This is a genomic window from Phenylobacterium sp. (assembly GCF_030698145.1).
In the GTDB taxonomy this organism is placed as follows: Bacteria; Pseudomonadota; Alphaproteobacteria; order Caulobacterales; family Caulobacteraceae; genus Phenylobacterium.
In genome coordinates this window covers 61668-87177 of record NZ_JAUYNW010000092.1, presented here as the reverse complement: position 1 = coordinate 87177, position 25510 = coordinate 61668, and the positions used below count along the sequence as shown (strand labels likewise).

At 69.0% G+C, this 25510-nt stretch carries 21 protein-coding genes; 16 read left to right on the top strand and 5 right to left on the bottom strand.

Annotated elements, in window-relative coordinates; all coding sequences use genetic code 11:
- Positions 1–47 precede the first annotated feature (47 nt).
- Positions 48–701, top strand: coding sequence for a J domain-containing protein (locus tag Q8Q77_RS14205; RefSeq protein WP_305584272.1), 654 nt, complete (start codon positions 48–50; stop codon positions 699–701).
- A 176-nt stretch (positions 702–877) separates the two neighbouring features.
- Positions 878–1867, top strand: coding sequence for an acyltransferase (locus Q8Q77_RS14200; RefSeq protein ID WP_305584271.1), 990 nt, complete (start codon positions 878–880; stop codon positions 1865–1867).
- 24 nt (positions 1868–1891) lie between these two features.
- On the opposite strand, the gene Q8Q77_RS14195 is transcribed toward Q8Q77_RS14200, so the two are convergent.
- On the bottom strand, positions 1892–2749 hold the full coding sequence (locus tag Q8Q77_RS14195) for a TauD/TfdA family dioxygenase (RefSeq protein ID WP_305584270.1): 858 nt from the start codon (positions 2747–2749) through the stop codon (positions 1892–1894).
- Between the two features lie 121 nt (positions 2750–2870).
- On the opposite strand from Q8Q77_RS14195, the gene Q8Q77_RS14190 reads away from it, so the two are divergent.
- The 4 genes from Q8Q77_RS14190 to Q8Q77_RS14175 all read left to right on the top strand — a co-directional run bounded on the left by Q8Q77_RS14190 (position 2871) and on the right by Q8Q77_RS14175 (position 8529).
- A complete protein-coding gene (locus Q8Q77_RS14190; RefSeq protein WP_305584269.1) occupies positions 2871–3881 on the top strand; it encodes an AraC family transcriptional regulator in 1011 nt (336 codons plus the stop codon).
- Positions 3882–3962: 81 nt separating this feature from the next.
- The gene (cobS, locus tag Q8Q77_RS14185; protein WP_305584268.1) at positions 3963–4967 is read left to right on the top strand and encodes a cobaltochelatase subunit CobS; all 1005 of its coding nucleotides are present in this window, start codon (positions 3963–3965) and stop codon (positions 4965–4967) included.
- Positions 4968–5139: 172 nt separating this feature from the next.
- Positions 5140–7290 carry an ATP-binding protein gene (locus tag Q8Q77_RS14180; protein WP_305584267.1) on the top strand — a complete coding sequence of 717 codons (2151 nt, stop codon included), beginning with the start codon at positions 5140–5142 and terminating at the stop codon, positions 7288–7290.
- Between the two features lie 72 nt (positions 7291–7362).
- Positions 7363–8529, top strand: coding sequence for a DUF3089 domain-containing protein (locus tag Q8Q77_RS14175; RefSeq protein ID WP_305584266.1), 1167 nt, complete (start codon positions 7363–7365; stop codon positions 8527–8529).
- A gap of 6 nt (positions 8530–8535) precedes the next feature.
- Here the strand turns inward: Q8Q77_RS14175 and Q8Q77_RS14170 are convergent, their stop codons facing one another.
- On the bottom strand, positions 8536–9774 hold the full coding sequence (locus tag Q8Q77_RS14170; protein ID WP_305584265.1) for a hypothetical protein: 1239 nt from the start codon (positions 9772–9774) through the stop codon (positions 8536–8538).
- A 143-nt stretch (positions 9775–9917) separates the two neighbouring features.
- On the opposite strand from Q8Q77_RS14170, the gene cobT reads away from it, so the two are divergent.
- Together cobT and Q8Q77_RS14160 are read left to right on the top strand one after the other, a co-directional pair.
- A complete protein-coding gene (cobT, locus tag Q8Q77_RS14165; protein WP_305584264.1) occupies positions 9918–11867 on the top strand; it encodes a cobaltochelatase subunit CobT in 1950 nt (649 codons plus the stop codon).
- On the top strand, positions 11864–12847 hold the full coding sequence (locus Q8Q77_RS14160) for an esterase-like activity of phytase family protein (RefSeq protein WP_305584263.1): 984 nt from the start codon (positions 11864–11866) through the stop codon (positions 12845–12847). The genes cobT and Q8Q77_RS14160 overlap by 4 nt, the downstream gene beginning before the upstream one ends.
- A 97-nt stretch (positions 12848–12944) precedes the next feature.
- On the opposite strand, the gene Q8Q77_RS14155 is transcribed toward Q8Q77_RS14160, so the two are convergent.
- The 3 genes from Q8Q77_RS14155 to Q8Q77_RS14145 all read right to left on the bottom strand — a co-directional run bounded on the left by Q8Q77_RS14155 (position 12945) and on the right by Q8Q77_RS14145 (position 15188).
- The gene (locus Q8Q77_RS14155; RefSeq protein ID WP_305584262.1) at positions 12945–13865 is read right to left on the bottom strand and encodes an MBL fold metallo-hydrolase; all 921 of its coding nucleotides are present in this window, start codon (positions 13863–13865) and stop codon (positions 12945–12947) included.
- Positions 13866–13977: 112 nt separating this feature from the next.
- Positions 13978–14277 carry a 50S ribosomal protein L28 gene (rpmB, locus tag Q8Q77_RS14150; RefSeq protein ID WP_254836112.1) on the bottom strand — a complete coding sequence of 100 codons (300 nt, stop codon included), beginning with the start codon at positions 14275–14277 and terminating at the stop codon, positions 13978–13980.
- A gap of 341 nt (positions 14278–14618) precedes the next feature.
- Positions 14619–15188 (bottom strand): OmpA family protein, encoded by a 570-nt coding sequence (locus tag Q8Q77_RS14145; protein ID WP_305584261.1) that lies wholly within the window; start codon positions 15186–15188, stop codon positions 14619–14621.
- Between the two features lie 223 nt (positions 15189–15411).
- On the opposite strand from Q8Q77_RS14145, the gene Q8Q77_RS14140 reads away from it, so the two are divergent.
- The 8 genes from Q8Q77_RS14140 (at position 15412) to Q8Q77_RS14105 (ending at position 25503) form a co-directional block, all read left to right on the top strand.
- Positions 15412–16056 (top strand): TetR/AcrR family transcriptional regulator, encoded by a 645-nt coding sequence (locus tag Q8Q77_RS14140; protein WP_305584260.1) that lies wholly within the window; start codon positions 15412–15414, stop codon positions 16054–16056.
- Positions 16053–17027: an HlyD family secretion protein gene (locus Q8Q77_RS14135; protein ID WP_305584259.1), complete on the top strand. Its 975-nt coding sequence runs from the start codon at positions 16053–16055 to the stop codon at positions 17025–17027. The genes Q8Q77_RS14140 and Q8Q77_RS14135 overlap by 4 nt, the downstream gene beginning before the upstream one ends.
- Positions 17024–17941 carry an ABC transporter ATP-binding protein gene (locus Q8Q77_RS14130; RefSeq protein WP_305584258.1) on the top strand — a complete coding sequence of 306 codons (918 nt, stop codon included), beginning with the start codon at positions 17024–17026 and terminating at the stop codon, positions 17939–17941. Before Q8Q77_RS14135 ends, Q8Q77_RS14130 begins: the two co-directional genes overlap by 4 nt.
- Entirely contained in the window at positions 17938–19071 is a 1134-nt protein-coding gene (locus Q8Q77_RS14125) for an ABC transporter permease (RefSeq protein WP_305584257.1), read from the top strand. Before Q8Q77_RS14130 ends, Q8Q77_RS14125 begins: the two co-directional genes overlap by 4 nt.
- A 117-nt stretch (positions 19072–19188) precedes the next feature.
- Complete coding sequence (locus Q8Q77_RS14120; protein ID WP_305584256.1) at positions 19189–21018, top strand: DUF885 family protein; 1830 nt, start codon at positions 19189–19191, stop codon at positions 21016–21018.
- Positions 21019–21252: 234 nt separating this feature from the next.
- Positions 21253–23787 (top strand): helicase-related protein, encoded by a 2535-nt coding sequence (locus tag Q8Q77_RS14115; RefSeq protein ID WP_305584255.1) that lies wholly within the window; start codon positions 21253–21255, stop codon positions 23785–23787.
- Positions 23784–24062 carry an RNA-binding S4 domain-containing protein gene (locus Q8Q77_RS14110; RefSeq protein ID WP_305584254.1) on the top strand — a complete coding sequence of 93 codons (279 nt, stop codon included), beginning with the start codon at positions 23784–23786 and terminating at the stop codon, positions 24060–24062. The genes Q8Q77_RS14115 and Q8Q77_RS14110 overlap by 4 nt, the downstream gene beginning before the upstream one ends.
- 49 nt (positions 24063–24111) lie before the next feature.
- A complete protein-coding gene (locus tag Q8Q77_RS14105; RefSeq protein ID WP_305584253.1) occupies positions 24112–25503 on the top strand; it encodes an amidase family protein in 1392 nt (463 codons plus the stop codon).
- The last annotated feature ends 7 nt before the right edge of the window (positions 25504–25510 follow it).

Genomic DNA, 25510 nt, shown 5'->3' with positions numbered 1-25510 from the left:
TCAAGTTCAATTCTTGAAAGGGACTCTAGGAGCCTCATACTTGGGTCATGGCCGGCGCGTTTCAATACAAGCCTAAGTTTGTCGACATCCGGGTGCGTCCGCCGACCCCCGAAGAGGCCGCACAGGCCGATGACGACGTCTTTGCGCTCAAGCCCGGGGAACGGGCTTGCGACCATGCGGGGTGCCGCCTGGCGGCGACCGCGCGCGCGCCGAAATCCCGCGACATGCTCAATGAGCACTACTGGTTCTGCCAGGGCCACGCGGCCGAATATAACCGCCAGTGGAACTTCTTCGCCGGCATGAGCGAGGGCGAGGTGCGTCAGCGCCAGGCCCAGAGCGCCGCCGGCGACCGGCCGACCTGGGAGTTCAAGGCCAGCCGCTTCTCCCGCGAATCGGCGGCCGCCAGCCACAACTTCGGCAAGGGCCAGGGCTATCGCGACCCGTTCAACCTGTTCGGCGGCGGTGGACCCAACGCCCGCGTGGCGACCCCCGAGGCCCGGCGAATCGGCAAGCTGGAGCGCAACGCCCTGGCCGACCTCGACCTTGAGGACTCGGCTGACCCGCCGAAGATCCGCGCCCGCTACATCGAGCTGGTGAAGCGCTGCCACCCCGATTCCAACGGCGGCGACCGCTCGGCCGAGCACAAGCTGCAGCGGGTCATCAAGGCCTACCAGGTCCTGCGCAAAGCCAAGATGGCCTGAGACCGGCGCGTCTGACGCCGCGTACAGAAATAGCCGCCGGAGCCCGGTGCGGAACGCCGGCGCGCCGAACAACCGTGGCTGCAATCACGCGATCGCGAACACGCCCGCGTGGAACGGCGCCTGGGTTTTCACCGTTGGCGGGCCGTGGGGTTTGAGGCTCGTCGAGGGACAGCGCTATGTTTTGGAAAGGCGCGGTCCCGCCTGACGGCATTCTGTCGCCAGGAGCATTCAGGCTGCTCCTCGCCTTCGCCGTGGTCGCCTCCCATCTCTCGAGGCTGGACATCGGACGGCTGGCGGTCCTCCTGTTCTTCTATCTCAGCGGCTACTGGGTCGCGCGAATGTGGGATCGGAAGTTCCAGCAGCGCCGGCTGGGCCGCTTCTACGCCAGCCGGTACCTGCGGATTGCGCCGCTGTACCTGCTGGCTCTGATCGCCGCGGCCATTCTCCTGCAGCGCCCCATCCAGGCGGAGAACCTCTCGCTGATCGGCGTCGCCAGCAGCGACAATGACCCGATCGGCATCTCCTGGTCGCTGGATGTCGAGTTGCAGTTCTACCTGCTCATCCCGCTGATCGTCGGCATGGCGATGAGCCTGCCCCTGTGGGCGGTGGGCGTCGGATCGCTGACCATCGCCATCCTGGGCTGGGTGATCGCCGGCCATTTCGGAATCGTCTCGGTGGCCCAGTACCTTCCCGTGTTCGTCCTGGGCGTCCTGACCCACCTCCGCGGTTGGGAACCCAGCCGCCGGCTGGCCCATGCCTCCCTCGCCGCCTTCGTCATCCTGACGGTCGTGGCCGCCGTGGCGCCGGCGACCAGGTCCTTTGTCGACAAGACCGTGGCCGACCCGTTCCACCGCGACATCTTCGCGTTCTTCTGGATGCTGCCGCTGCTGCCCTATGTGGCCCGGTCGATCGCCAAGCCCTCAGGCGACCTGGATCGCCATCTCGGCAATCTCAGCTTCCCGGTCTATCTCGTGCACTATCCGATCGCAGCCTATCTGGTCAGTCACCAGACCGCCCCGCTTGTGGCCAAGCCCGCCGCGCTCCTGGCCACCGTTCTCATGGCCGTCGGGCTCTATCTGGTCTTCGATCGCCCCGTGGACGAACTGCGGATGCGCTGGACGGAGCGATTTTCCCCGCCAGGACGCCGGGTCCCCGTCGCGTTCTGAAGTCCGCGACCCGGCCGGCGACCGCTAACGCGGAACCTCGCCAGCGACGGTCGTGCGATGCATGACCCGCAGGTGGCCGTCATAGCCGCCCTCGGCGAAATGGACGGTGCAGCGGTTGTCCCACATGAGCAGCATGTCCTTCCGCCATTTGTGACGATAGACGAACGCGTCCTGGACGATGTGGGCGAACAGGAAGCCTAGGATCGCCTGGCTCTCCGGGACCGTCATGCCCTCGATCCCCACCGTGTAGACCGGGCTGACGAACAGCGCCTTGCGGCCAGTGACGGGATGGGTGCGCACCAACGGGTGGGTCAGGGTCTTGTCGGCCTCGGGGGAGACGATGATCTCCATCGTCCGCTTGGCGGTCTCCTTGGCGAAGACGCCCTGGGTTCCGTAGGCGCGGCTGGCGGAGTGCACCGCCCTCATGGGCGCCAGCATCGCCTGCATCACCGGCGACAGGGCCTCGTAGGCGCGCGAGCAGTCGGCGAACAGGGTGTCGCCGCCCACGGGCGGCACGACCTGGGAACGCAGCAGGGTGGCGGCGGGCGGGGTCTTCTGGAAGCTCCAGTCGGAGTGCCAGCCGGCGCCGAAGTTCGTCGCCTTCTCGTCCGGCTCGCGGCGCAGCTCCAGGACATTCGGATGGTCCGCCATGGGCGCGATGAAGGGATCGACGCCGAAGGGGCCGATGGCCTGGGTGAAGGCCTCCAGGGCCTCCAGCGACAGCGGCTGGCCGGGGAAGGCCACCACCGAGTGCCGGGCCCAGGCGGCCTTCACGGCCTCAAGGACGGCGGGCGGCAGCGGGCGGGACAGGTCGACACCCTCGATCAGGGCGCCGAAGCCCGTATCCTGGGGCGTGACGGTGATCTCGGCGATCTGGCCCATGGCGTTCCTCCGGTTTGTCGAGACGACCCTAGGCCTCCCCGCTTGGCCGCACGCGCCGAAGATTTGACATCATGCGCCAAGGGACTTGGCTTGGACTGGCGCATGATCTCTAGTCGATCCCATGAGCGGGGCTTCCACCATCATGGCGGGCTGGATGAACGCGGCCCTCGACGGCCTGGTCCGCGAGGGCCTGGAACGGCGCGCCCTCACCGATGGCCTGCGTGGCTTCGAGGACGGTTTCGTCGCCCGCGATTCCCGGGTGGATGTCGCCTCCGCCCGCCGGCTGTGGCGCCGCGCGGCCATGCTGCATCCCGATCCCCTGCTGGGATTCAAGGTGGGCGCGGGCCTGCCGGTGCAGGCGACCAACGTCGTGGCGATCATCGGCGCCCACAGCGCCACGGTGGGCGAGGCGCTGGCCCGCCTGCTGCGCTACCAGCAGCTTGTCAGCAACAGCGGCGTCTATCACGCCACCGACGAGGCGCAGGGCCTGAGGCTGACCTACATGCCCACGCCGGGACCGGTGGACGCCCACCGCCTGCAGATCGAGTCGGTCCTGGGCTCCACGGCCGGGCGCCGGGCCGGGTTGAACGGGTCCGGCGTGCGGCCCGCGCGGGTGATCCTGATGGCCGGCGCGCCGGCGCCTCGGTCGATCTATGAGGATTTCCTGGACCTGCCGGTCGAGTTCGCGGCCCGCGCGGGCCTGGTCTTCGCGCGCGCCGACCTCGCCCGGCCGATCCCCGGCGCCGACCCGCGCCTGCTGGAGCTGAACATGGCTTATGCGGAAGGGCTGCTGCACGACCAGGACCGCGACGAAGCCCTTTGCGCCCATGTGCAGGCGGTGATCCGCCGGGCCGGGTTCGAGACGGCCAGCGTCGCCGACACCGCCGGCGAACTCGGCCTTTCCCTGCGCAGTCTCCAGCGGCGGTTGACCGAAGCAGGCGTCAGTTTCACCCAGCTGCGCGACGAAACGCGGATGCGCGAGGCCATGCTGCTGCTCACCCAGTCGCGCCTGCCGCTGGCCGAACTGGCCCGCGGCCTGGGCTACTCCCAGGAGAGCGCCTTCTCCCGCGCGGTCAAAGCCTGGTGGGGACTGACCCCACGGAAGCTGCGGCAGGATGCGGAAAGCGCCTGAGCCACACCCAGGGCCCAAGTCGCCCCAAGCCCGCAAACTGCCGTTTGCATTGACCGCGTAACCCTGTAATCGAAGCCCGCCATGACTTCTTTCGCCGACACCCAAGACGACAAGCTGATCGCGCTGGTCCCGGACAAGAAGGTCTCCATTCGCGAGGCCTTCGGCGTGGACAGTGACATGACCGTGCCCGCGTTCTCGCAGCGCGACGCCCACGTGCCCGATCTGGACACCGCCTATAAGTTCGATCCGGAGACCACCAAGGCCATCTGCGCCGGGTTCGCCTTCGATCGCCGGGTGATGGTCCAGGGCTATCACGGCACGGGCAAGTCGACCCACATCGAGCAGGTGGCCGCGCGCCTCAACTGGCCGCTGATCCGGGTGAACCTGGACAGCCACGTGTCGCGTATCGACCTGGTCGGCAAGGACGCCATCGTCCTGAAGGACGGCAAGCAGGTCACCGAGTTCCGCGAAGGCATCCTGCCCTGGACGATCCAGCGGCCGGTGGCCCTGGTGTTCGACGAATACGACGCCGGCCGTCCGGACGTGATGTTCGTGATTCAGCGCATCCTGGAAGCCCAGGGCAAGCTGACCCTGCTCGACCAGAACCGCGTGATCCGGCCCAACCCGTTCTTCCGCCTGTTCTCCACGACCAACACCATCGGTCTGGGCGACACCACGGGCCTCTATCACGGCACCCAGCAGATCAACCAAGGTCAGATGGACCGCTGGTCGATCGTCACCACGCTGAACTACCTGGCCCACGACGTCGAAGCCGACATCGTGCTGGCCAAGTCGCCGCACTACGACAACGCCGAGGGCAAGCGCACCATCGCCGCCATGGTCCGCGTGGCCGACATGACCCGCAACGCCTTCATGAACGGGGACATCTCCACGGTCATGAGCCCGCGGACGGTGATCACCTGGGCCCAGAACGCCGAGATCTTTGGCGGGGACCTGGCGCTGTCGTTCCGGATGACCTTCCTGAACAAGTGCGATGAGCTGGAGCGCGGCACCGTCGCCGAGTTCTACCAGCGCGCTTTCGGGCAGGACCTGCCGGAAAGCACGGCGCGAGTGAGAGTCGCCTAACAGGCCACCCATGGGCGCCCATTCTGGGAGGTATGGATCGCCTTAAGCTTTTGAAGAATAGAAGCAACCCTCCCTAGTTGTGGCAAAGCGTGCTGCATTGCCACATCCTGCCTCTTTACGGTTTGATGACGGCCGTCTGCGAGCGTCCGGACCGATCTTCATCGCGGGCGCAATGGTCTCCAACACTTCCCAGAGTCAGATCGCGGCCCGCCGGATCGTCGCCTTGGCGGCGTTGATCCTGGCGATCGTAACCGCCGGCGCTGCGGGTCTGCTGGCGCACACCGCCGTCTCGGTGGACCGGGTGCAGGTCGGTGAGGAACGCCGACTGGTGTCGGTTCGAATCGATCGCACCCTCGACCAGATCGTCACCGACATCAGTTCCGCCACCGTCTGGGACGACGCCTACAAAAGGCTTGGGCCAACGGTCGACCTGGTCTGGGCTGACGTCGAGATCGGCAGCTACTACGCCGACTACATGGACCACGACATCACCGTGATCTTCGATAGTCGGGACAGGTCGGTCTATGCGTGGCGCGGCGAGAGCCGGGCTTCGCCATCAGCGGTCTCGGCGTTCTCCCGCTCCGTCGCACCACTTTTGGCGCGGCTGCGGGATCGCGAGCGAGCGATACGCGACTCAGCCACGCCGTCCTCGCGGCTCGCCATCGATCCTTCCCTGACCACCCATGGCGTGGTCGTGTCGGACGGCCAGTTCTACCTGGTCGGGGCCACGACCGTCAGGCCCGAGACCGACGCCGTTCCGCAACGGGCGGGCGGCGCGGAGATCGTGGTCTCGGCGCGCCGCATGGACGGGGCCTTCCTGACCGACATGGATCATGACCTTCGGGTTCGGCACGCCAGCGTCGTGCCCGGCCGATCGGCGGAGAGCCGCGCGAGCATCCCCATCGTCGACATCAACGGCCGCGCCGTCGGCCAACTCGCCTGGACGCCGAAGCAACCCGGCAGGCAGGTCTTGATCGACGCCATCCCGGCCTCCTTGATCGGCGGATTGATCCTGCTGGGCGCCGGCCTGGCTCTCGTGGCGCGCATGAGGTCGATCATCCAGGAGCTCGCGACCCGGGACGCGGCGCTGGCGCGGACCATGGCCGAACTCGTGCGCGCGCGCGACCAGGCCGACAGCGCCAACATCGCCAAGTCCCAGTTCCTGGCGAACATGAGCCACGAGATCCGTACGCCGCTCAACGGCATCCTCGGCATGGCGCAGGTGATGTCCCGGCAGGACCTCTCCGAGGCCCAGGCCGGACGGTTGAAGGTGATCCGCGCCTCGGGCCAGTCGCTGCTCGTCGTCCTGAACGACGTCCTCGACATCTCGAAGATCGAAGCCGGGCGGATCGAGATCGACCGTCACGAATTCGATCTCGCCGAAGCCATCGAAAGCGCCAGCGAGACGTTCAAGAACCTGGCCGCGCAGAAGGACGTCTCCCTCAAGGTTCACATCGCCCCCGAGGCGCGCGGACTGTGGTGGGGCGACGGCTTCCGCCTTCGCCAGGTCATCGGCAACCTGGTGTCGAACGCCGTGAAGTTCACCGCGGACGGCGAAGTGGGCGTCACGGTCACGACCGTCCCGCAGGGCCTCGCCTTCGTCGTCCATGACACCGGCATCGGCATTCCCGCCGAACGGCTGGGTGAGCTGTTCCAGAAATTCAACCAGGTGGACGCCGCCTCCAATCGCAGGTTCGGCGGGACCGGGCTGGGCTTGGCGATCAGTCGCGAGCTGATCGAACTGATGGGCGGCCGGATCGCGGTGGAGAGCGTTCAGGGGCACGGTTCGCGCTTCACCTTCACCTTGCCGCTGGAAAAACGCGGCGAGGCGCCGAGCCGCCGCGCCGAGCCTGATCCGCCACCCGCAAGCGGCGTGATCGCGCGCATTCTCGCCGCCGAGGACAACGCCACCAACCAGTTGATTCTCAAGTCCTTGCTGGAGCCGGCCGGGGTCGAACTCACACTGGTTTCCAATGGCCGCGAAGCGATCGAAGCGGTCATCGCCGGCGACTTCGACCTCGTGCTGATGGATATTCAGATGCCGGAGATGAACGGGCTGGACGCGACCCTGGCGATCCGCCGTCACGAGGCCGAACTCGAGCGAGCGCCGATGCCGATCTTGGCCCTCTCGGCCAACGTCATGAGCCATCAGGTCAAGGAATACATGGACGCCGGCATGTCCGGGTTCGTTCCCAAGCCGATCGATGCGGGCAAGCTCTTCGCCGCCATCGACGAGGCCCTGGGACCCACCGCCGCACCTGGATACGCCACCGTCGCGGCCGAGGCGGGGCGCAACGCGACCCCGGATTTCAAGATTGCATGATCGGGCTGGACCCCGCCGCGCGGCGGGGCGATGTTCGTCCCATTGCGAACAATAGATTTTCAGCGGGGAAACATGTCCAGGATTTCGCTCGCGGCCTTCGCCGCAGGCTCGCTCGCCCTTGCCGTCCTTGGCGCACCGGCCTCGGCGCAGATGCCGGCCGGTGACCATAACGACTACTCGAAGGCCGAGAACTGGCTGTGCTGGCCGGGGCGCACCGACGCCTGTTCGGGCGACAACACCGCGACTGTGGTCACCGCCGCCGGCAAGGCGGTCAAGGAAACCTGGAAGGCCGATCCGAAGGCGCCGATCGACTGCTTCTACGTCTATCCGACCGTGTCGACCGACAAGTCGGTGCTCTCGGACATGACGCCCAACGCCGAGGAGCAGCGGGTGGTCGAGCAGCAGCTCTCGCGCTTCGCCTCCAAGTGCCGGGTCTATGCGCCCATGTACCGCCAGTTCACTCTGACGGCCCTGCGCGCGATGATCACCGGCCAACCCATGCCGGACGGCTTGGCCGCCAACGCGCCACGTCCGCAGACCGGCTACCAGGACGTGGTCGACGCCTGGAACCAGTACCTGAAGAGCGAGAACAAGGGCCGCGGCGTCGTCCTGATCGGCCATAGCCAGGGCTCGGGCGTACTGACCCAGCTCATCGCCAGCGAGATCGATGGCAAGCCGGTCCAGGCGAAGGTCATCTCCGCCCTGCTGCTCGGAACCAACCTCCCGGTCACCAAGGGACAGGACACCGGGACCTTCAAATCCATGCCGCTCTGCAAGTCGGCGACCCAGACCGGCTGCGTGGTGGCCTATGCGAGCTTCCTGGAGGCCACACCGCCCCCCGCCAACAGCCGGTTCGGCAAGCCGCGCGAGCCCAATCCCGCCATGGAGGCGGCCTGCGTGAACCCCGCCAACCTATCGGGCGGCAAGGGCGACCTGCGCGCCTATATGGCTGCGACCGGCAACGGCCACGATCCGGCCGGCTGGGCCAAGGACATCAAGGTCGAGACACCCTTCGTCTCGGTCCCGGGCCTGCTCAGGGCCCGCTGCGTCAACGAGAACGGCTTCAACTACCTGGCGGTGGCCGTGAACAGCGATCCCGCCGACCCGCGGATCGACGCCATCAAGCCGGGGGCGGTGCCCCCTGATTGGGGTCTGCACCTGGTCGACGTCAATGTTGCCATGGGCAACCTGGTCGACCTGGCCGAGACCCAGGGCAAGGCCTGGCGCGCCAAAAAATAGGTTGGGCTAGGCGGCCAGCACGGGAAGGGCGCGGATGTCCTGCATCCGCCCCCCGACCGGCGCGGTCTGCAGGCGGCAGACGCCGGGGCCGGTGACGAACGGCACCTGGGCGGCGACGCAGGCCTCCAGCTCCAGCCGGTTGCGGACATTGGTCACCGCCGGCCAGATTCGCCGCTGCTTGAACAGCGGCAGCCGCTCGACGAACCGGCGCAGGGCGACCAGGCGCGCGCGCTGGTCGCCTTCCGGCAGGACGAAGGTGACGCTGTTGACCGCCTGCATCGGCAGTTTCTCGACCTCGAAGCCGGGATCGGGCGTGCGCAGGTCGATGTTGGTGAAGTAGCGGCTGAGGGTCGAGCGCAGCACGCTGAGCGCCCCGAAGGCCGGGTCGCGCGGGACGTCATAGACCGCCGCGGCCAGAACCGGACGCCGCTCGGGCGGCAGGGATTCGAACAGCTTCTCGTAGTCCGCGCGCTTGGTGGCGCGGATGATGTTGGAATAGCAGATCGGCAGGTAGAGCATCGCCTCGACGCCCGGCCCGTCCAGATAGTGCAGGGCCGCGGCCAGGCAGTCGGCGTCGAAGACCTCCGGCTGGGCCGGCATGTGCTCGGCGCCCTCGAGCAGGGTCAGATGGGTCCGGGCCGTGCCCGGCGTCGAACTGATCACATCGCCGACGAACAGTCCCCGCAGGGTGAAATAGATTCCCTGCAGGCCCTCAAGCTGCGGCATGTCGAACGACGGCGCGGCGACCTCGTCCACGGCCCCGATCAGGCGCTGCTCGACCCATCCGGGCCCCGCGGCCCGGGGCGGAGCGAGCGTATCCGACTTGGCGGCCTTGGCCGCTTGGTCGGGCGACTCGATCTTGCTCAGCCGCCCGCCCGGCGGCAGCAGCGAGGGGTCGAGCAAGGCCCGGGCCACCGTGGCGGCGTCAAGCGCGGCGAAGGCGGTCACCGCCTCGGCGGGGCCTTCGAACAACAGCAGCCCGACCTGACCCTCGTCGGCCTCCCCGAACAGCTTGATCTGCAGCTCGTCGGACAGCCGCGCCAACTCGGCGACGTCCAATTCGTCGGAGCGCGGGTCGGTCAACAGGAACGAATAGTGCGTGAGCGGCGCGAACTTGCGGGGCCACAGCCAGCGGCTTTCCAGATAGGCCGCTGCGAACTTGGCCACCAATGGGCCCAGCGACACCACGGGAATCCCGGTGCGATCGGCGTCGACGGCCACTCTCAAACAGGCCACCGCGGTCACGAGTATCTCCTCACTCCTGCAATTATGCAGTGTTCAACCTTTACGTGAAATCGTAAACAGAACATGTTCTGCGACAGGGGTGCGACACTAAACCCACGGGACGCTTCCCTCCCCCGCCGCCGCTGGGCTATGACGAAAAGGTCATGGCCAAGAATCCGGAAAGCCCTATCGAGCCCTTCAAACGCGCGCTGGCTAACGCCGCGCGCTCGCTCGCCGAGATGCCCGACCTGGAGATCGTCTATTCGGGCGAGGGGCCCCTGCTCGCCGGCAAGCGCGCGGTCTTGCCACATCCCCCCCGCGACCTGACTCCGGCCGACGCCGCGCGCATCCGCGGCCTGGCCGACCAGATGGCGCTGCGCATCGCCCACCACGACATCGCGGCGCACGCCAAGGCCCGGCCGGCCTCGGCCCTGGGCGCGCCGGTCTATGACGCCCTGGAGCAGGCCCGCATCGAGGCGATCGGCGCCAATGCGTTGGGCGGCGTGAAGGACAACCTGCGCGCGGTGCATGAGCACGCCTGGGCCAAGAAGCCCCTGAACCAGCTCGAGGCCCTGGCCAATCCGCCGATGGCCGAGGTGGTGGCCATGATAGCCCGCGAACGGATGACCGGCGAGCCGCCGCCCGTCATGGCCCGGCCCCTGGTCGACCTGTTCCGCGCCGAGGTGGAGAGCAAGGCCGGCCCCGACCTCGACAAGCTGGCCGACGCCTTCCACGACCAGAAGACCTTCGCGCGCATCGCCCGCACCATCCTGCGCGACCTGTCCCTGGGCGACGACCTCTCCGACGCCCCCGACCAGGCCGACGACGAGAACGAGGAAGGCGAGGACGGCGAGAGCGACGCCAGCGAGGACGGCGAAGAGGGCGACGGCGAAGGCCAATCGCCGCAGCAGACCTCTATGGACGAGAGCGAGGCGTCGCATCGCGAGAGCGAGGACGCCGACAGCCAGGCCATGCAGGCCGACGACGATTCCGAGGCCGAAGACAGCGACGAACCGCCCGAGATGGGCGACGGCGAGCAGCCCGCCCGGCCCGACCTGAAGGGCGAGGGCAAGCAGGCGACCTACAAGGTGTTCACCACCGCCCATGACGAGGTGGTGGCGGCCGAGGAGCTGTGCGACGCTGAGGAGCTGACCCGGCTGCGCGCCTATCTGGACCAGCAGCTCGCCAGCCTCTCCAGCGTGGTCTCGCGCCTAGCCAACAAGCTGCAGCGCAAGCTGATGGCCCAGCAGAATCGCTCCTGGACCTTCGACCTCGAGGAAGGAATCCTGGACGTCGCGCGCCTGACCCGGGTGATCGTCGACCCCACCGCCTCCCTGGCCTTCAAGGAAGAGGAAGACACCGAGTTCCGCGACACTGTGGTGACCATCCTGATCGACAATTCCGGCTCGATGCGCGGCCGCCCGATCATGGTCGCCGCGGTCTGCGCCGACATCCTGGCCCGCACCCTGGAACGCTGCGGCGTGAAGACCGAGATCCTCGGCTTCACCACCCGGGCCTGGAAGGGCGGGGCTAGCCGCGAGGACTGGCTGAAGGCTGGCAAGCCCGCCCAGCCCGGCCGACTGAACGATCTGCGCCACATCATCTACAAGTCCGCCGACGCCCCCTGGCGGCGCGCGCGGCGCAATCTCGGCCTGATGATGCGCGAGGGGCTGCTCAAGGAGAACATCGACGGCGAGGCGCTGATGTGGGCCCACCAGCGGCTGATGGGCCGCGCCGAGGCCCGGCGCATCCTGATGGTGATCTCCGACGGGGCGCCGGTGGACGACTCGACCCTCTCGGTGAACTCTGGCCACTATCTTGAGCGCCACCTGCGCGAGGTGATCGGTGAGATCGAGGGCAAGAGCCCGGTCCAGCTCATCGCCATCGGCATCGGCCACGACGTGACCCGCTACTATCGCCGCGCCGTGACCATCGTCGACGTGGAGCAACTGGCCGGCGCCATCGTCGACCAGCTCGCCGAGCTGTTCGACGAGGAGGTGCGCCGGGTGACCCGCAAGAACGCCAACCTGCTGCAACCGCCGCCCAGCACCCAGGGACCGCAAGGTCCGGCCCGCCGCTCGACCTTCAAGGAAGTGCGGAGGGCCGTGGCTTGAGCCGGCGGGCCGTCGCCGGCGCGGTCCTCGCCCTGGCGCTCGGCGCCTGCGCCCCCAGCCTGGCCGGCCTGCCCGGATCGCCCGTGGCGGCCGATGGCGGGGTCGCCATCAAGGCCGAGCCCGTGGCGCTCAATCCCCAGGACCCGGCCCAGGACCGGATCGGCGCGTTCCACTACGCCGGCGGCCTGGTGCTCACCTCCGTCGAGACCACCCGGCTGCACGGACTGTCGGACCTCGACATCTCCACCGACGGACGGCTGACGGCGATCACCGACGAAGGCGACTTGCTGACCGCCAGGATCGTCCTGGGCGGCGCCGGACGGCTGGTCGGCGTGACCAAGGCCGTGATCGCCGCGCTTCCGGGTCCCGATGGCAAGCCGCTGCCGGGCAAGCTGGAAGCCGACGCCGAGGGGCTCGCCCTGCTGCCGAGCGGCGGCAAGCTGGTCAGTTTCGAGCAACGCCATCGCATCTGGCTCTATCCAGCCAATGGGGCCCCGCCGCTCGAGGCGCCCGCTCCGACCGCCGGCCTCGAGCCCAACGGCGGCCTCGAGGCCCTGGCGCTCGACCCGGCGCGGGGGCCGCTGGCCTATGTCGCGGGCGGAGAGGAGTCCGGCCAGACCTGGACCTGCGAGATCGGCGGCGCCTGCGCGGCCTCGCTGCTGATCCCCAAGCCGGCGGAGTTCGGCCTGGTGGCCATGACCCGCCTGCCCGACGGCAACACCGCCTATCTGCTGCGCGCCTGGGACGCAATTCGCGGCAGCCGGATCAGCCTGACCATCATGGGGCCCACCGGCCTGGAGGTGGATCGGATGGACCTGACCCGGCCGCTGACCGTCGACAATTTCGAAGGCCTGGCCGCAGTGCCGACCAAGGGCGGCCAGCGATTCTACCTGATCTCCGACGACAACTTCCAAAGCGTGCAGCGCACGCTGCTGCTGGCCTTCGACTGGCGGCCGGCCAAGGGGAACCCCAGGCCATAAGACCCGCCCGACATGCCGGTCTACGACCGAGGCCTCGGAGGGGCGCTGGCGCGAGATGACGGCCCTGTTCGACGAGGTCCTGAAGTAGGGGGCCGCCCTATTCCGGCGCCCAGACGAAGCCGTCGCCCTGGGTGCGGACGCGGCCGACACCGGGGAACGGGAAGTGCGGCGCGTAAAGCCGCAGATCCTGATCGGCCGCGCGCTTGAGCAGGGCCCGGCGGCTGGCCTGGGCGGTCGGCGCATCACCGTCATAGGCGACCGTCCAGTCGGGCTTCTGCACCGAGACGACGAAGTGGTGGGCGGTGTCGCCGATATAGAGCAGCCGTTCCGGGCCCGAGGCGATTTCATAGGCGCTGTGGCCAAGTGTATGGCCGTTCACCGCCACGGCGGTCACCAGGCCGGGCAGGATCGCCGCGCCGGGCTGGAACGCGGCGACCTTCGGCGTGACGACCGGGACCATCGCCGCCAGTTGGGTGTCGGCTTTCATGGCGGTCCATTCCGGCGCGGACATGTGGATCGTGGCGTTGGGGAAGGTGAGGACCCCGCCGGGGTGGACCAGGCCGCCGACGTGATCGCCGTGGCTGTGCGAGATGAAGATGTCGGTGACCTGGGCGGGCTCCACGCCGGCGGCGCGCAACGCGGCGATGAGCTTGCCGGCCTGAGGCGCCCATGAGATCCCGGCCGCGCCGGCGTCGAACAGGAGGACCTTGCCGTCCCCGCGCACCAGCAGCGGCTGGAGGCTGAGCTTGAGGGTGTCGGTCGCCAGCCCGGCGGCCTTTAGCAAGGCGGCGACGTCGCTGGGCGGGCGGCCGACGCCAAAGGTCTTGCCGTCATTAGGGCCCTCGAGATTCCCGTCCCTCAAGGCCGTCGCGTCCAGGGCGCCGATCTTGAAGTTGAAGACATCGGCCGAGGGCGCGGCCGCGGGGGCAGCGGCGGGTGCGGCCGGCTCGTTCTTCGGCGAACAGCCCGACAGGGCGATGAGCACGGCCATGGCCGCGATGGTCTTGCTTGGGGTCATGGCGGCGCCTCTCAGCTCTGCGATACGCAGACATAGGTCCGCGCCCAGGCGTCAGGCAAAACAAAAGGGCCGCCCCGGAGGACGGCCCTTTCGAATTCGTTTGAAGTTCGCCTTAGGCGGCGGCGGTCTGAGCCGCCAGCTTGGCCTTCACCTGCTTCTTGATCTTCAGTGCGCGCGGCGAGAGGTTCTCGTCGCGGGCCTTGATCAGGAACACGTCCAGGCCGCCCCGGAAGTCCAGGGTGCGTAGGGCCGCGTTGGTGATGCGCAGGCGGAAGGTCTGACCCAGCGCGTCCGACTGCAGCGAGGCGGGCGCCAGCGCCGGCAGGAACCGACGCTTGGTCTTGATATTCGAGTGGCTCACATTGTGGCCGACCATGGGGCCGATACCGGTGAGTTCGCAACGACGCGACATGGCTTCTGACCTACGCGAGAAATAGGGATGCGGCGGGCGGACCCGCGCGAGAGCCGGCGATATAGGCGAAGGCTGTGTCCGACGTCAAGGCGAAGCAGGAGCCCAAATGGCCGTTCTGGCTTCCGGACCCCGAATTTCCCGTCAGGAAGCCGCAATGGGTTTGTGCCCGCGGGCCCTTGGGATACAATACCTTGTAGGGAACAAAAGCTGAATCGGGCGAAGTCGCTGATTCGGTCACGGTTCGTTTCGTCCGTGTTCCAGAAGTTCCCAGATCCCGTTAACCGCGAATCTTCGGGCCATGACGCCGGGAGGTCCGCGCCGGCAGACCTCCCGCCCCTCACCTAGCTCAGGACGACCAGCACCACGCGGCGATTAGCCGAGCGGCCGGCGCGGTCGTTGTTCGGAGCCACCGGGACTTCCTCACCATACGAGATGGAGGACATGCGGTTCAGCGCCACGCCCTGCTTGTTCAAGGCGCGACGCACGGCCTCGGCCCGGTCCGCGCCGAGCTTGTCGTTGTACTCATTCGTGCCGGTGGCGTCGGTGTGGCCCTGGACCTCGACATAGACGTTGCGGTTCTCGGCCTTCAGACGCTCGGCCAGGGCGGCGATCCGCTCTTCGGCCTCGGGCGACAGGGTCGCCTGGTCTAGCGGGAACTTCACCGCGTCGTCCGACAGCACCATCGTGTACATGAACTTGCCCTCGGCCAGCTTGCCGGCGGCGGTGGCGCGCTCGAGCGCCTCGCGGGACGTCCGGTCCAGCTCGCCGATCCGGGTCTCGTGGCCGGCCACCTTGGCGTCGACGACGGCGACCTGCTCGTTGACGAACTTCTTGGTGGCGCAGCCGCCGAGGCTCAACGCGCCCAGCAGAAGGGCGCCTATCACCACGCCGTTTGTCTTCCTGATTTTCATTCTTGGTCTCCCGTTTCCGCATTTCCTGCGCCGGACAGCCATCAGGCGTGACCGGCGTTCGGCGGATTCACCGACTCAAAAGGGCCATTTGGTGACGTGGTTAAGGCGGGTCCTTGGCCCAGCTTGGCCGTAGGCAAGCTTGGCCGCAGTCTGGCGAACCGCTTGCCAAGAGCCTCTTGGAGGCGTACTAATAACTGACCAGTCAGTTATTAGAGAGACGCTGATGCTCCCCGCCGGCGAACCGAAATTCAAGCGCCGCAAGGCCGAACGGCCCGACGAGATCGTCGCCGCGGCGTTCGAGATTTTCTCGGAAAAAGGCTTCGCTGCGGCGCGGCTGGACGACATCGCCACCCGCGCGGGCGTGTCGAAAGGGGCGATCTATCTCTACTTCGCCACCAAGGAAGACATCTTCCGCGCCGTCGTCGAAATGGGTGTGGCGCCCAATCTCAGTCTGATCCAGGCCTATATCGCGGCGAATCCGGACTCGTTTCCCGACCTGCTGCGCGGCGTCGTGGGCGTGATCAGCCAGATCGCCACCACCACGCCACTGGGCGGCGTCGTGAAGATGGTGATCGGCGAGTCGGGCAATTTCCCGGAACTGGCCCGCGCCTGGCACGACCAGCTGGTGCGGCCCGCCCTGGGCGCCATGACCATGGCGATCGCCGCGGGCCAGGCGCGGGGCGAGCTTCGGGCCGGCGATCCGCGCCAATACGCCCTCTCTCTTATCTCGCCCATGCTGGTGAGCGTCATCTGGCGCGAGACCTTCGAGCCCATCGGCGCCGACCCCTTCGATATCCCCGCCGTCGCCAGCCAGCATGTCGAGCTCTGGCTGCGCGGGATGGCGACCACACCGGAGACGCGCTCATGAATCCGCAACGCCTGCTGGTCGGAGGCCTGCTGGTCACGGCGGCGACCATCGTCACGGTGATCTGGATCGCGCCTCGGCTGTCCCAACCCAAGAGCCTGACCGGCTATGTGGAAGGCGAGCCGCTCTACCTAGCCGCCCCGGTCGCCGGCAGCGTGGACCAGGTCTTCGTCCAGCGGGGCGACCGGGTGAGCGCCGGCCAGCGCCTGTTCGTGGTCGATCCGGCCCAGCTCCAGGCCCAGCGCGACCAGGCCGCCGCCGAGGTGGAGACCGCCCAGGCCCAGGCGCAGGACGCCCGAAAGGGCCAGCGGGCCGTGGAGCTCGCCGTCTTCGACGCCAATATCGCCGCGGCCGACGCGCGCCTGCGCGACGCCGCCGCCGACCTGCGCCGGATCCGGCCCCTGGTGAGGCAGGGCATCTACGCTCCGGCCCGCCTCGACGATTCCCAGTCGGCCTATGACGCCGCCGCCGCCCAGCTCGCCGCGGCCCGGCGCCAGCGTCAGGCCGCCGCCCTCGGCGCCCGCGAGGACCAGATTCGCGCCGCCGATTCCCGCGTGCAGCAGGCCGGCGCTGTCCTGGGCGCGGCCGACGCGCGGCTGACCGACATCGCGCCCGTCGCGCCGGGCGCCGCCCGCGTCGAGGAGGTGTTCTTCCAGAAGGGCGAGTGGGCCCCCGCCAACCAGCCTATCGTCGCCTTGCTGCCCGACGACCGGATCAAGCTGCGGTTCTTCGTGCCCGAGCGGGAGATCTCCGCCTATCGCCCGGGCGGAACGGTGGCCTTTACCTGCGACGGCTGTCAGGCCGGCCTGACCGCGAAGATCACTTTCATCAGTCCCCGGCCCGAGTTCACCCCGCCGATCATCTACAGCCGCGACGCCCGCGACCGCCTCGTCTACCTGGTCGAGGCCAGGCCCTCGGTGAGGCTAAACCCCGGCCAGCCCGTCGATGTCGAGCCGATCGGCGGCGGCCAATGAGCCTCGCCATCGATGTCCGGGGCCTGAACAAGAGCTTCGGCGACAAGCACGTCGTGCGCGACGTCTCCCTGCAGGTCGAGGAGGGCCGGATCTGCGGCTTCCTCGGCCCCAACGGCTCGGGCAAGACCACCACCCTGCGGATGCTGTGCGGCCTGCTGACGCCCGACTCCGGCGAGGGCACGGCGCTCGGCCTGGACATCATCACCCAGGCCAACCTGATCAAGCGCCGCGCCGGTTACATGACCCAGAAGTTCTCGCTCTACGAGGACCTGAGCCTGGAGGAGAACCTGCAGTTCTCCGCCCGGGTCCACGGCCTGGACCACCGCAAGGACCGCGTCGACGCCGCCCTGGAACGCCTGGGCCTGATCGAGCGGCGCGCCCAACTGGCCGGATCGCTCTCCGGCGGCTGGAAGCAGCGGCTGGCGCTCGCCACCGCCACCCTGCACGAACCCAAGCTGCTGCTGCTGGACGAACCCACCGCGGGGGTCGATCCCAAGGCGAGGCGCACCTTCTGGGACGAGATCCACGCGCTTTCGGCGCAGGGCCTGACCGTCCTGGTCTCCACCCACTACATGGACGAGGCCGAGCGCTGTCATGAGATCGCCTATATCGCCTATGGTCAGCTGATCGCCCGCGGCACGGCCGACCAGGTGATCGCCGACACCGCCCTGGTCACCTTCAACGGGGAGGGTCCAGGCATCGACCGCCTGGCCGGCGAGATCGCCAAGCGCGACGGCGTCGAGATGGCCGCGCCCTTCGGCCAGTCGCTGCATGTCTCTGGAACCGACCGCGCCGCGGTGGAGGCCGCCATCGCCCCCTATCGCCGCGAACCGTTCCGCTGGACGCAGGTCGAGCCCAGCCTGGAGGACGTCTTCATCCGGCTGATGGATCAATCGGAGGACAATTTCCGATGAACGGCTTCTCCCCTACGCGGGTCTTCGCGGTGATGGTCAAGGAGTTCAAGCAGCTCACCCGCGACCGCATCACCTACGCCATGATGCTGGGCCTGCCGGTGGTCCAGCTCCTGCTGTTCGGCTACGCGATCAATTCCGAGCCGCGCCACCTGCCGACCGCCCTGCTGGTGCAGGAGGACAGCGTCTTCGCCCGCTCGATCACCTCGGCCCTGCATAACAGCGCCTATTTCGACCTGGTCGCCCAGGCCCGCTCGCCCGCGGAACTTGACGAGATGGTGCGGCGCGGCCACGTCCAGTTCGCCATCACCATCCCCGGCGACTTCACCCGGCGAGTGGCGCGCGGCGACAAGGCCCAGGTCCTGGTCGAGGTCGACGCCGCCGACCCCTCGGCCACCGGCGCGGCGGTGGCGGCCCTGGCCGCCCTGCCGAACCAGGCCCTGGTCAACGACCTGAAGGGCGCGCTGAGCCCCCGCGCGGCGGGCAAGGCCCCCTTCGAGGTGGTGGTCCATCGCCGCTACAATCCCGAGGCGGTCACCGCCTACAACATCGTGCCGGGCCTGCTGGGCGTAATCCTCTCCATGACACTGGTGATGATGACCGCGCTCTCGGTCACCCGCGAGGCCGAGCGGGGCACCATGGAGAGCCTGCTGGCCACCCCCGTGGAGCCGCTGGAGGTGATGGTCGGCAAGCTCGCCCCCTACGTGGCGGTGGGCGTGGTCCAGACCCTGATCATCCTGCTACTGGCCCGCTTCCTGTTCGACGTGCCCATGCTGGGCGGCTGGGTCGGCCTGACCACGGGGATCGGGCTGTTCATCATCGGCTCGCTGGCCCTGGGCTTCCTGATGTCGACGGTGGCCAGGTCCCAGCTCCAGGCCATGCAGATGAGCATGTTCTACATCCTGCCCTCGATCCTGCTCTCGGGCTTCATGTTCCCCTTCCGGGGCATGCCCGCCTGGGCCCAGGCGATCGGCGAGGTGGTGCCGGTCACCCACTTCCTGCGGGTCGTGCGCGGGGCCCTGCTGAAGGGCCAGGGGGTCGAGGACATGTGGCGCGAGCTGCTGGCCCTGGTCGCCTTCGTCTGCGTGGTCACGGCGCTCGCCATGGCACGATATCGGCGAACCCTGGACTAGGACCCGGCGAGGCGACCCGGGTGGCCGCCGACCTTACGGCGAATTAACGCCCAAGCTGGACCGGCGACGCGTAACAAGCCTGCAAACTGTTACAAAGCCGATTGGGGATCATCCTAGATGCACAGCCGTCGTGAACTGCTTTCGGGCGTCGCCGCCCTCGGCCTGGCCGCCGCCGCGCCCAGGCTCGCCTCCGCCGCCGCGCCCACGGGCGAGGCCGCCAAGATGTACGCCATGTTCGACAAGGCCATGGCCGAGGCCTTCCGCCGCTCGCCGGAACTGCCGACCGCCCTGGGGATCGACAAGGGGACCCTCGCCTGGACCAAGTCCGAGCTGTCGGACTTCTCCCTGACCGCCCTGGCCGAGAACAAGGCCAACAACACCAAGCAGCTCAAGGAACTGCGGGCCATCGACCGCAGCCAGCTCAGCGGCATGGACGCGGTCAACTACGACACCGTCGAGTTCACCCTGGCGGTGAGCGAAGATGGCAACAGCCAGTTCAAGTACGGCGGCCAGGGCGCGGGCGCGCCCTATGTGCTGTCGCAGCTCACCGGCTCGTACCAGCAGATGCCGGACTTCCTCGACAACCAGCACGTCATCGAGGGCAAATCCGACGCCGACGCCTACATGGCGCGGATGGAAGCGTTCGGCCGCCTGCTCGACCAGGAGGTCGAGGTGGCGCGTCATGACGCGGGCCTGGGCGTGTTCGCGCCGGACTTCGCGATCGACAAGGCGCTCACCCAGTTGAACGCCTTCCTGGCCAGCGCCCCGGCCGAGGCCCCGCTGGTCAAGAGCCTGGTGCGCCGAACGGGCGAAAAGAAGATCGACGGCGACTGGGCCGCCCAGGCCGAGGGCCTCTACGCCGAGAAGGTCCGCCCCGCCCTGGCCCGCCAGGCCGCGCTCCTGACCGACCTGCGGGCCAAGGCTGTGCATGACGCCGGCTGCTGGCGTCTGCCCGACGGCGAGGCCTTCTACGCCGTCTCGCTGAAGCAATACACCACCGCCAACATCACCCCCGACGAGGTGCACCGCACGGGGCTGGAGATGGTCAAGAGCCTCAGCGCCGAGGCCGACGCCCTGATGCGGAAGGCCGGCTACAGCAAGGGCACCGTCGGCGAACGCTACCGGGTCATGGGGACCGATCCCAAGCAGCTCTATCCCAACACCGACGCCGGCAAGGCCGAGCTGCTGGCCAAGCTCAACGACCAGGTGAAGGTGATCACCAAGAAGCTGCCCGACTGGTTCGGTCAGCTTCCCAAGGCGCCGCTGGAGATCCGCCGGGTGCCGCCGGCCATCGAGGCCGGCGCTCCGGGCGGCTACTACAATTCCCCGTCCCTCGACGGTTCGCGGCCGGGCATCTACTGGATCAACCTGCGCGACACCGCCGAGGTCCCGGCCTGGACCTTGCCGACGCTGACCTATCACGAGGGGATTCCGGGCCACCACCTGCAGCTCGCTCTCAACAACGAGGCCGGCGACCTGCCGCTGATCCGCAAGGTGATCGGCTTCTCGGGCTACAGCGAAGGCTGGGCGCTCTACGCCGAGCAGCTCGCCGTCGAGATGGGCATGTACGACAACGACGTGCTGGGCCACATCGGCATGCTGCACGACGCCATCTTCCGGGCCGTGCGCCTGGTGGTCGACTCGGGCATGCACTCCAAGCGCTGGAGCCGCGAGCAGGCCCTGAAGTACTACCAGGACAGCATCGGCGACCACGAGGCCAGCGCCATCACCGAGATCGAGCGCTACAGCGTTTGGCCGGGCCAGGCGTCCAGCTACATGGTCGGCAAGCTGACCTGGCTGAAGGCGCGCGACCGGGCCAGGAAGGCGCTGGGCCGCAAGTTCGACATCCGCAAGTTCCACGACGCGGGCCTGCTGGCCGGCGGTACGCCGCTGACCGTGCTGGACCGGGTGATCGACAACTACGTGGCCGCGACCAAGAAGGGCTGAGGCCTATTCGTGTGAGGGGAAGCGTCTGGGTCCCAGATGCTCCCCCTCTGGGGGAGCTGTCGGCCGATTGGCCGACTGAGGGGGGCTTTGACTCGCTTTCGAGCGCTTCAACCCCCTCCGCCTCTCCGCTTCGCTCCGAACCACCTCCCCCAAACCGCGCTGCGCGCTGGGGGAGGATCTGAGTGCGGCGAGGCGACGCTTGCCGCGCGCCGATTCCCATCCCACCTTCCAAGTATGAGCGACCGTACCGCGGGTGTGGCGCCGCCAAGAGTGGTGGCGGTGCTGGGGCCGACCAACACCGGCAAGACCCATCTGGCCGTCGAGCGGATGCTGGGTCATGCGTCCGGCATGATCGGCCTGCCGCTGCGCCTGCTGGCGCGCGAGATCTATGACCGCATCGTCAAGCTGCGGGGGGCGCGCTGCGTCGCCCTGATCACCGGCGAAGAGAAGATCGTCCCGCCGCGGGCCACCTATTTCGTCTGCACCGTCGAAGCCATGCCGCTCAGCCGCGAGGTCGAGTTCCTGGCGGTGGACGAGATCCAGCTCTGCGCCGATCCCGAGCGCGGCCACGTCTTCACCCACCGCCTGCTTCATGCGCGCGGGAAGTACGAGACCATGCTGATGGGCGCCTCGACCATGGCGCCCCTGGTCCGCCGCCTGCTGCCGAACGCCGAAATCGTCACCCGCGAGCGGTTCTCGGCGCTCACCTATGCGGGCCCCAAGAAGCTCACCCGCCTGCCCCGGCGCTCGGCGGTGGTGGCCTTCTCCGCCGACCAGGTCTACGCGATCGCCGAGCTGATCCGCCGCCAGCGCGGCGGGGCCGCCGTCGTCATGGGCTCGCTCAGCCCGCGCACGCGCAACGCCCAGGTCGCCCTCTACCAGTCCGGCGAGGTCGACTTCCTGGTGGCCACCGACGCCATCGGCATGGGCCTGAACATGGACGTCGACCACGTGGCCTTCGCCGGCCTGCGGAAATTCGACGGCCAGCGCACCCGCTACCTGCATCCCCAGGAAATCGGCCAGATCGCCGGACGGGCTGGGCGCTTCACCCGCGATGGCACGTTCGGCGTCACAGGCGAGTGCGAGGACATGGACGCCGACCTGGTGGAGGCCGTTCAGGAGCACAGGTTCGAGGCGACGGCCGGGGCGGAATGGCGCAACGCCAAGCTCGATTTCTCCACCCTGCCAAAGCTGCTGGGCTCGCTGGCCCAGCCGCCGGCGCGAGAGGGGCTGAAGCTTTCCGCCGAGGCCCTGGACGAGCAGACCCTGCGCATCCTGGCCGCTGAACCGGAGGTGGCCGACCGCTGCGTCCGCGACCGCCAGGCCCTCACCCGCCTGTGGGACGTCTGCCAGACGCCGGACTTCCGCAAGACCTCGGCCGAGGAGCACATCCGCCTGGTGCGCGAGTTCTTCGGCTGGCTGACCACCCGCGATCGCAAGATCCCGCAGGACTGGATCGCCGCCCAGTATCGACACCTGGACCGCACCGACGGCGAGATCGACACCCTGGCCGCCCGCCTGGCCAGCGTGCGGACCCTGGCCTATGTGGCCAACCGTCCCGACTGGCTGGCCGACGCCGCCGGCTGGCAGGGCCAGACCCGGCTGCTGGAGGACCGGCTCTCCGACACCCTGCACGAGAAGCTGATGGCCCGGTTCGTGGACCGGCGGACCAGCGCCCTGATGCGGGCGCTCAATGTGCGCGGCGAGATGCTGGCCGGGGTCGGCGCCGACGGCGAGGTGGTGGTCGAGGGTCAGTATGTCGGCCGCCTGATCGGCGTGGCCTTCGAGCCCGCCCAGGGCTCCTCGGTGCTGGAGGAAAAGGCCCTGCGCGCCGCCGCCGTGGCCGCCGTGGGACCCGAGATCGCCAAGCGGCTGGGCAAGCTGGCCGCCGAACCCGACGAGGCCTTCGCCGTGACCCCCGACGGGGCGGTGCTGTGGCGCGGCGAGGCCGCGGGCGCGATCTCCGGCGGAAGCCGGCTGGCGCCGCGCGTGCGCCTGCACGGCGATCTGGGGCCCGGCCCGGCCCGGGAACGCGCCGCGCGCCGGCTGGAGGCCTTCCTCGCCGCAGAGTCCGGCCGCCGCCTGGCGCCCCTGCGTCGCCTGGAGGCGGCCGTCGAGACCGGCAAGGTCAAGGGCCTGGCCCGGGGCGTCGCCTATCGCCTGATCGAGGCCGGCGGGATCATGGACCGCGCCGCCGTGCGCGCCGAGGCCAAGGGCCTCTCCCAGGTCGAGCGCCGCGCGCTCAAGAGCCTGGGCGTCAAGCTGGGAGCGTTCAGCCTCCATCTGCCGGCCCTTCTGCAGCCGCGATCCCTGGCCTTCGCCCAGGCGTTGGCCCGTTCCGACTGGCGTCCCGCGACGGACAAGGTCAGCGCCTTGCCCGACCCCGCTCCACCGTCCGCGATGCTGGCGGCCTTCGGGCTGCGCGCCGTGGGGCGCCACGCCGTGCCCGTCGAGATGCTCGAGCGGCTGGACGCCCTGCTGCGCGCCGCGCCGCGCCAGGGCCAGGGCGCCTTGCTGAGCGATCAGGCCCGCGAGGAGCTGGGTTGGACCGAGGCTGAGGCCGCCTCGATCCTGCGCGCGCTCAACTTCGCCCCCACCGCCAAGGTCCAGCCGGGCGAGCCGGTCGCCTGGCGCCGGCGCACCGACAAGCCCGCCGCGACAACCGCGGCCCCCGTCGCCTCCCCCTTCGCGGCCCTGGCGGCGCTGAAGGACAGGCCGGTTCCCGCCCGCCGCCCGCGCCGCCGCAAGGCCAAGGCCGCCCGGCCGTGAGCGAGGGCTGCCGCGCCGACGTCTGGCTCTGGCGGGCCCGGTTCTTCAAGACCCGCTCGCTGGCCGCCAAGTTCGTGGACGAGGGCAAGGTGCGCCTGACCCGCGCCGGCGCCGAGAGCCGCATCGACAAGTGCGCCAGGCCGATCCGGGTCGGCGACCAACTGGTCTTCGCCGTCGGCGGCCGGCTGACCGCCGTGGCCGTGGAAGCCCTGGGCGAACGCCGCGGACCGCCCTCCGAGGCGCGAACCCTCTATTCGGCGCTGCCCGAAAGCTAGACTCCAGCGGCCACGGATGGTCTCGTTACCCGGTAAGAGGGAGACGATCATGTCCGACACCCTGAGCCGGGACACCTCGCACGCCTCGGCGGGCGACCTCATCGGAGCCCTGGCCCGGCGAGACATCGGCGCCCTGGAGCTGTTCGACGACACGGTCGCACGCATCGAGGCCCTGGACGGACCGATCAACGCCGTGGTGGTCCGCGACTTCGATCGGGCGCGCGAGGCGGCCAAGGAGGCCGATGCGGCCCTGGCGCGGGGCGAACGCCGTCCGTTGCTGGGTCTGCCCATGACCGTGAAGGAGTCCAACAATGTCGAGGGCTTGCCGACCACCTGGGGCTTCGAGGAGGCCAAGGGCTTCCGGGCCCCCGTCGACTCGGTGGGCGTCCAGCGGCTGAAGGCGGCCGGGGCGCTGATCCTCGGCAAGACCAATATCCCCGTCAGCCTGTCGGACTGGCAGAGCGTCAATCCGGTCTACGGGCGCACCAACAATCCGTGGGACCTGACCCGCAGCCCCGGTGGCTCTTCCGGCGGCGCGGCGGCCGCCCTGGCGGCCGGCATGGTCCCTTTGGAGTTCGGTTCGGACATCGGCGGGTCGATCCGGGTGCCGGCGGCTTTCTGCGGGGTCTACGGCCACAAGCCCAGCTACAACCTGGTGCCCCAGCGCGGTCACGCCCCGCCGGGGCTGGACGGCGGCGACACGCCGGTCGCGGTGCTGGGGCCGCTGGCCACCACCGCCGAGGACCTGCAGATGGCGCTGGACATCCTGGCCGGACCGGTCGGCGACGAAGCCACCGGTTACCTGCTGGACCTGCCCACGCCCCGGCACGACCACCTCGCCGACTATCGGGTCCTGATCCTCGACCACCATCCGGTCGCCGGCCTTGACGATGAGATCAGGCAGGCCCTGAGCGACCTGGGCGATCACCTGGACGGCCTGGGCGCCCGCGTCGAGCGCCGCAGCGACCTGCTGCCCAACCTCGATCGGTCGCATGAGGTCTATATGGGCATCCTCAACACCACCATGACGCGGGGCGGGCCACCGCGGCGCGACGTCATCTCGGCCCACGCCTGGATGGACCTGCTGGACGCCCAGACCGCCATCCGCCGGCAATGGGCGGAGCTGTTCAAGACCTTCGACGTCGTCCTGGCGCCGGTGTTCGGGACCACCGCCTTCGCCCATGTGGAGGAGCCCGATCCGTCCAGGCGGACGCTGAAGATCAACGGCAAGGCGACGCCCTATTTCGACCAGCTCGGCTGGCCGGGCATGGCGATCCTGGGCCACCTGCCGGCCACCGCCGCCCCAATCGGGCGTGGCGCGGGCGGCCTGCCGATCGGCGTGCAGATCATGGGGCCCTATCTGGAGGACCGCATGACCATCGACTTCGCGCGGCTGCTGGAACGGGAGTTCGGCCGCCCGGCGCGCGCCGGGGACGCCTGAGCCGATT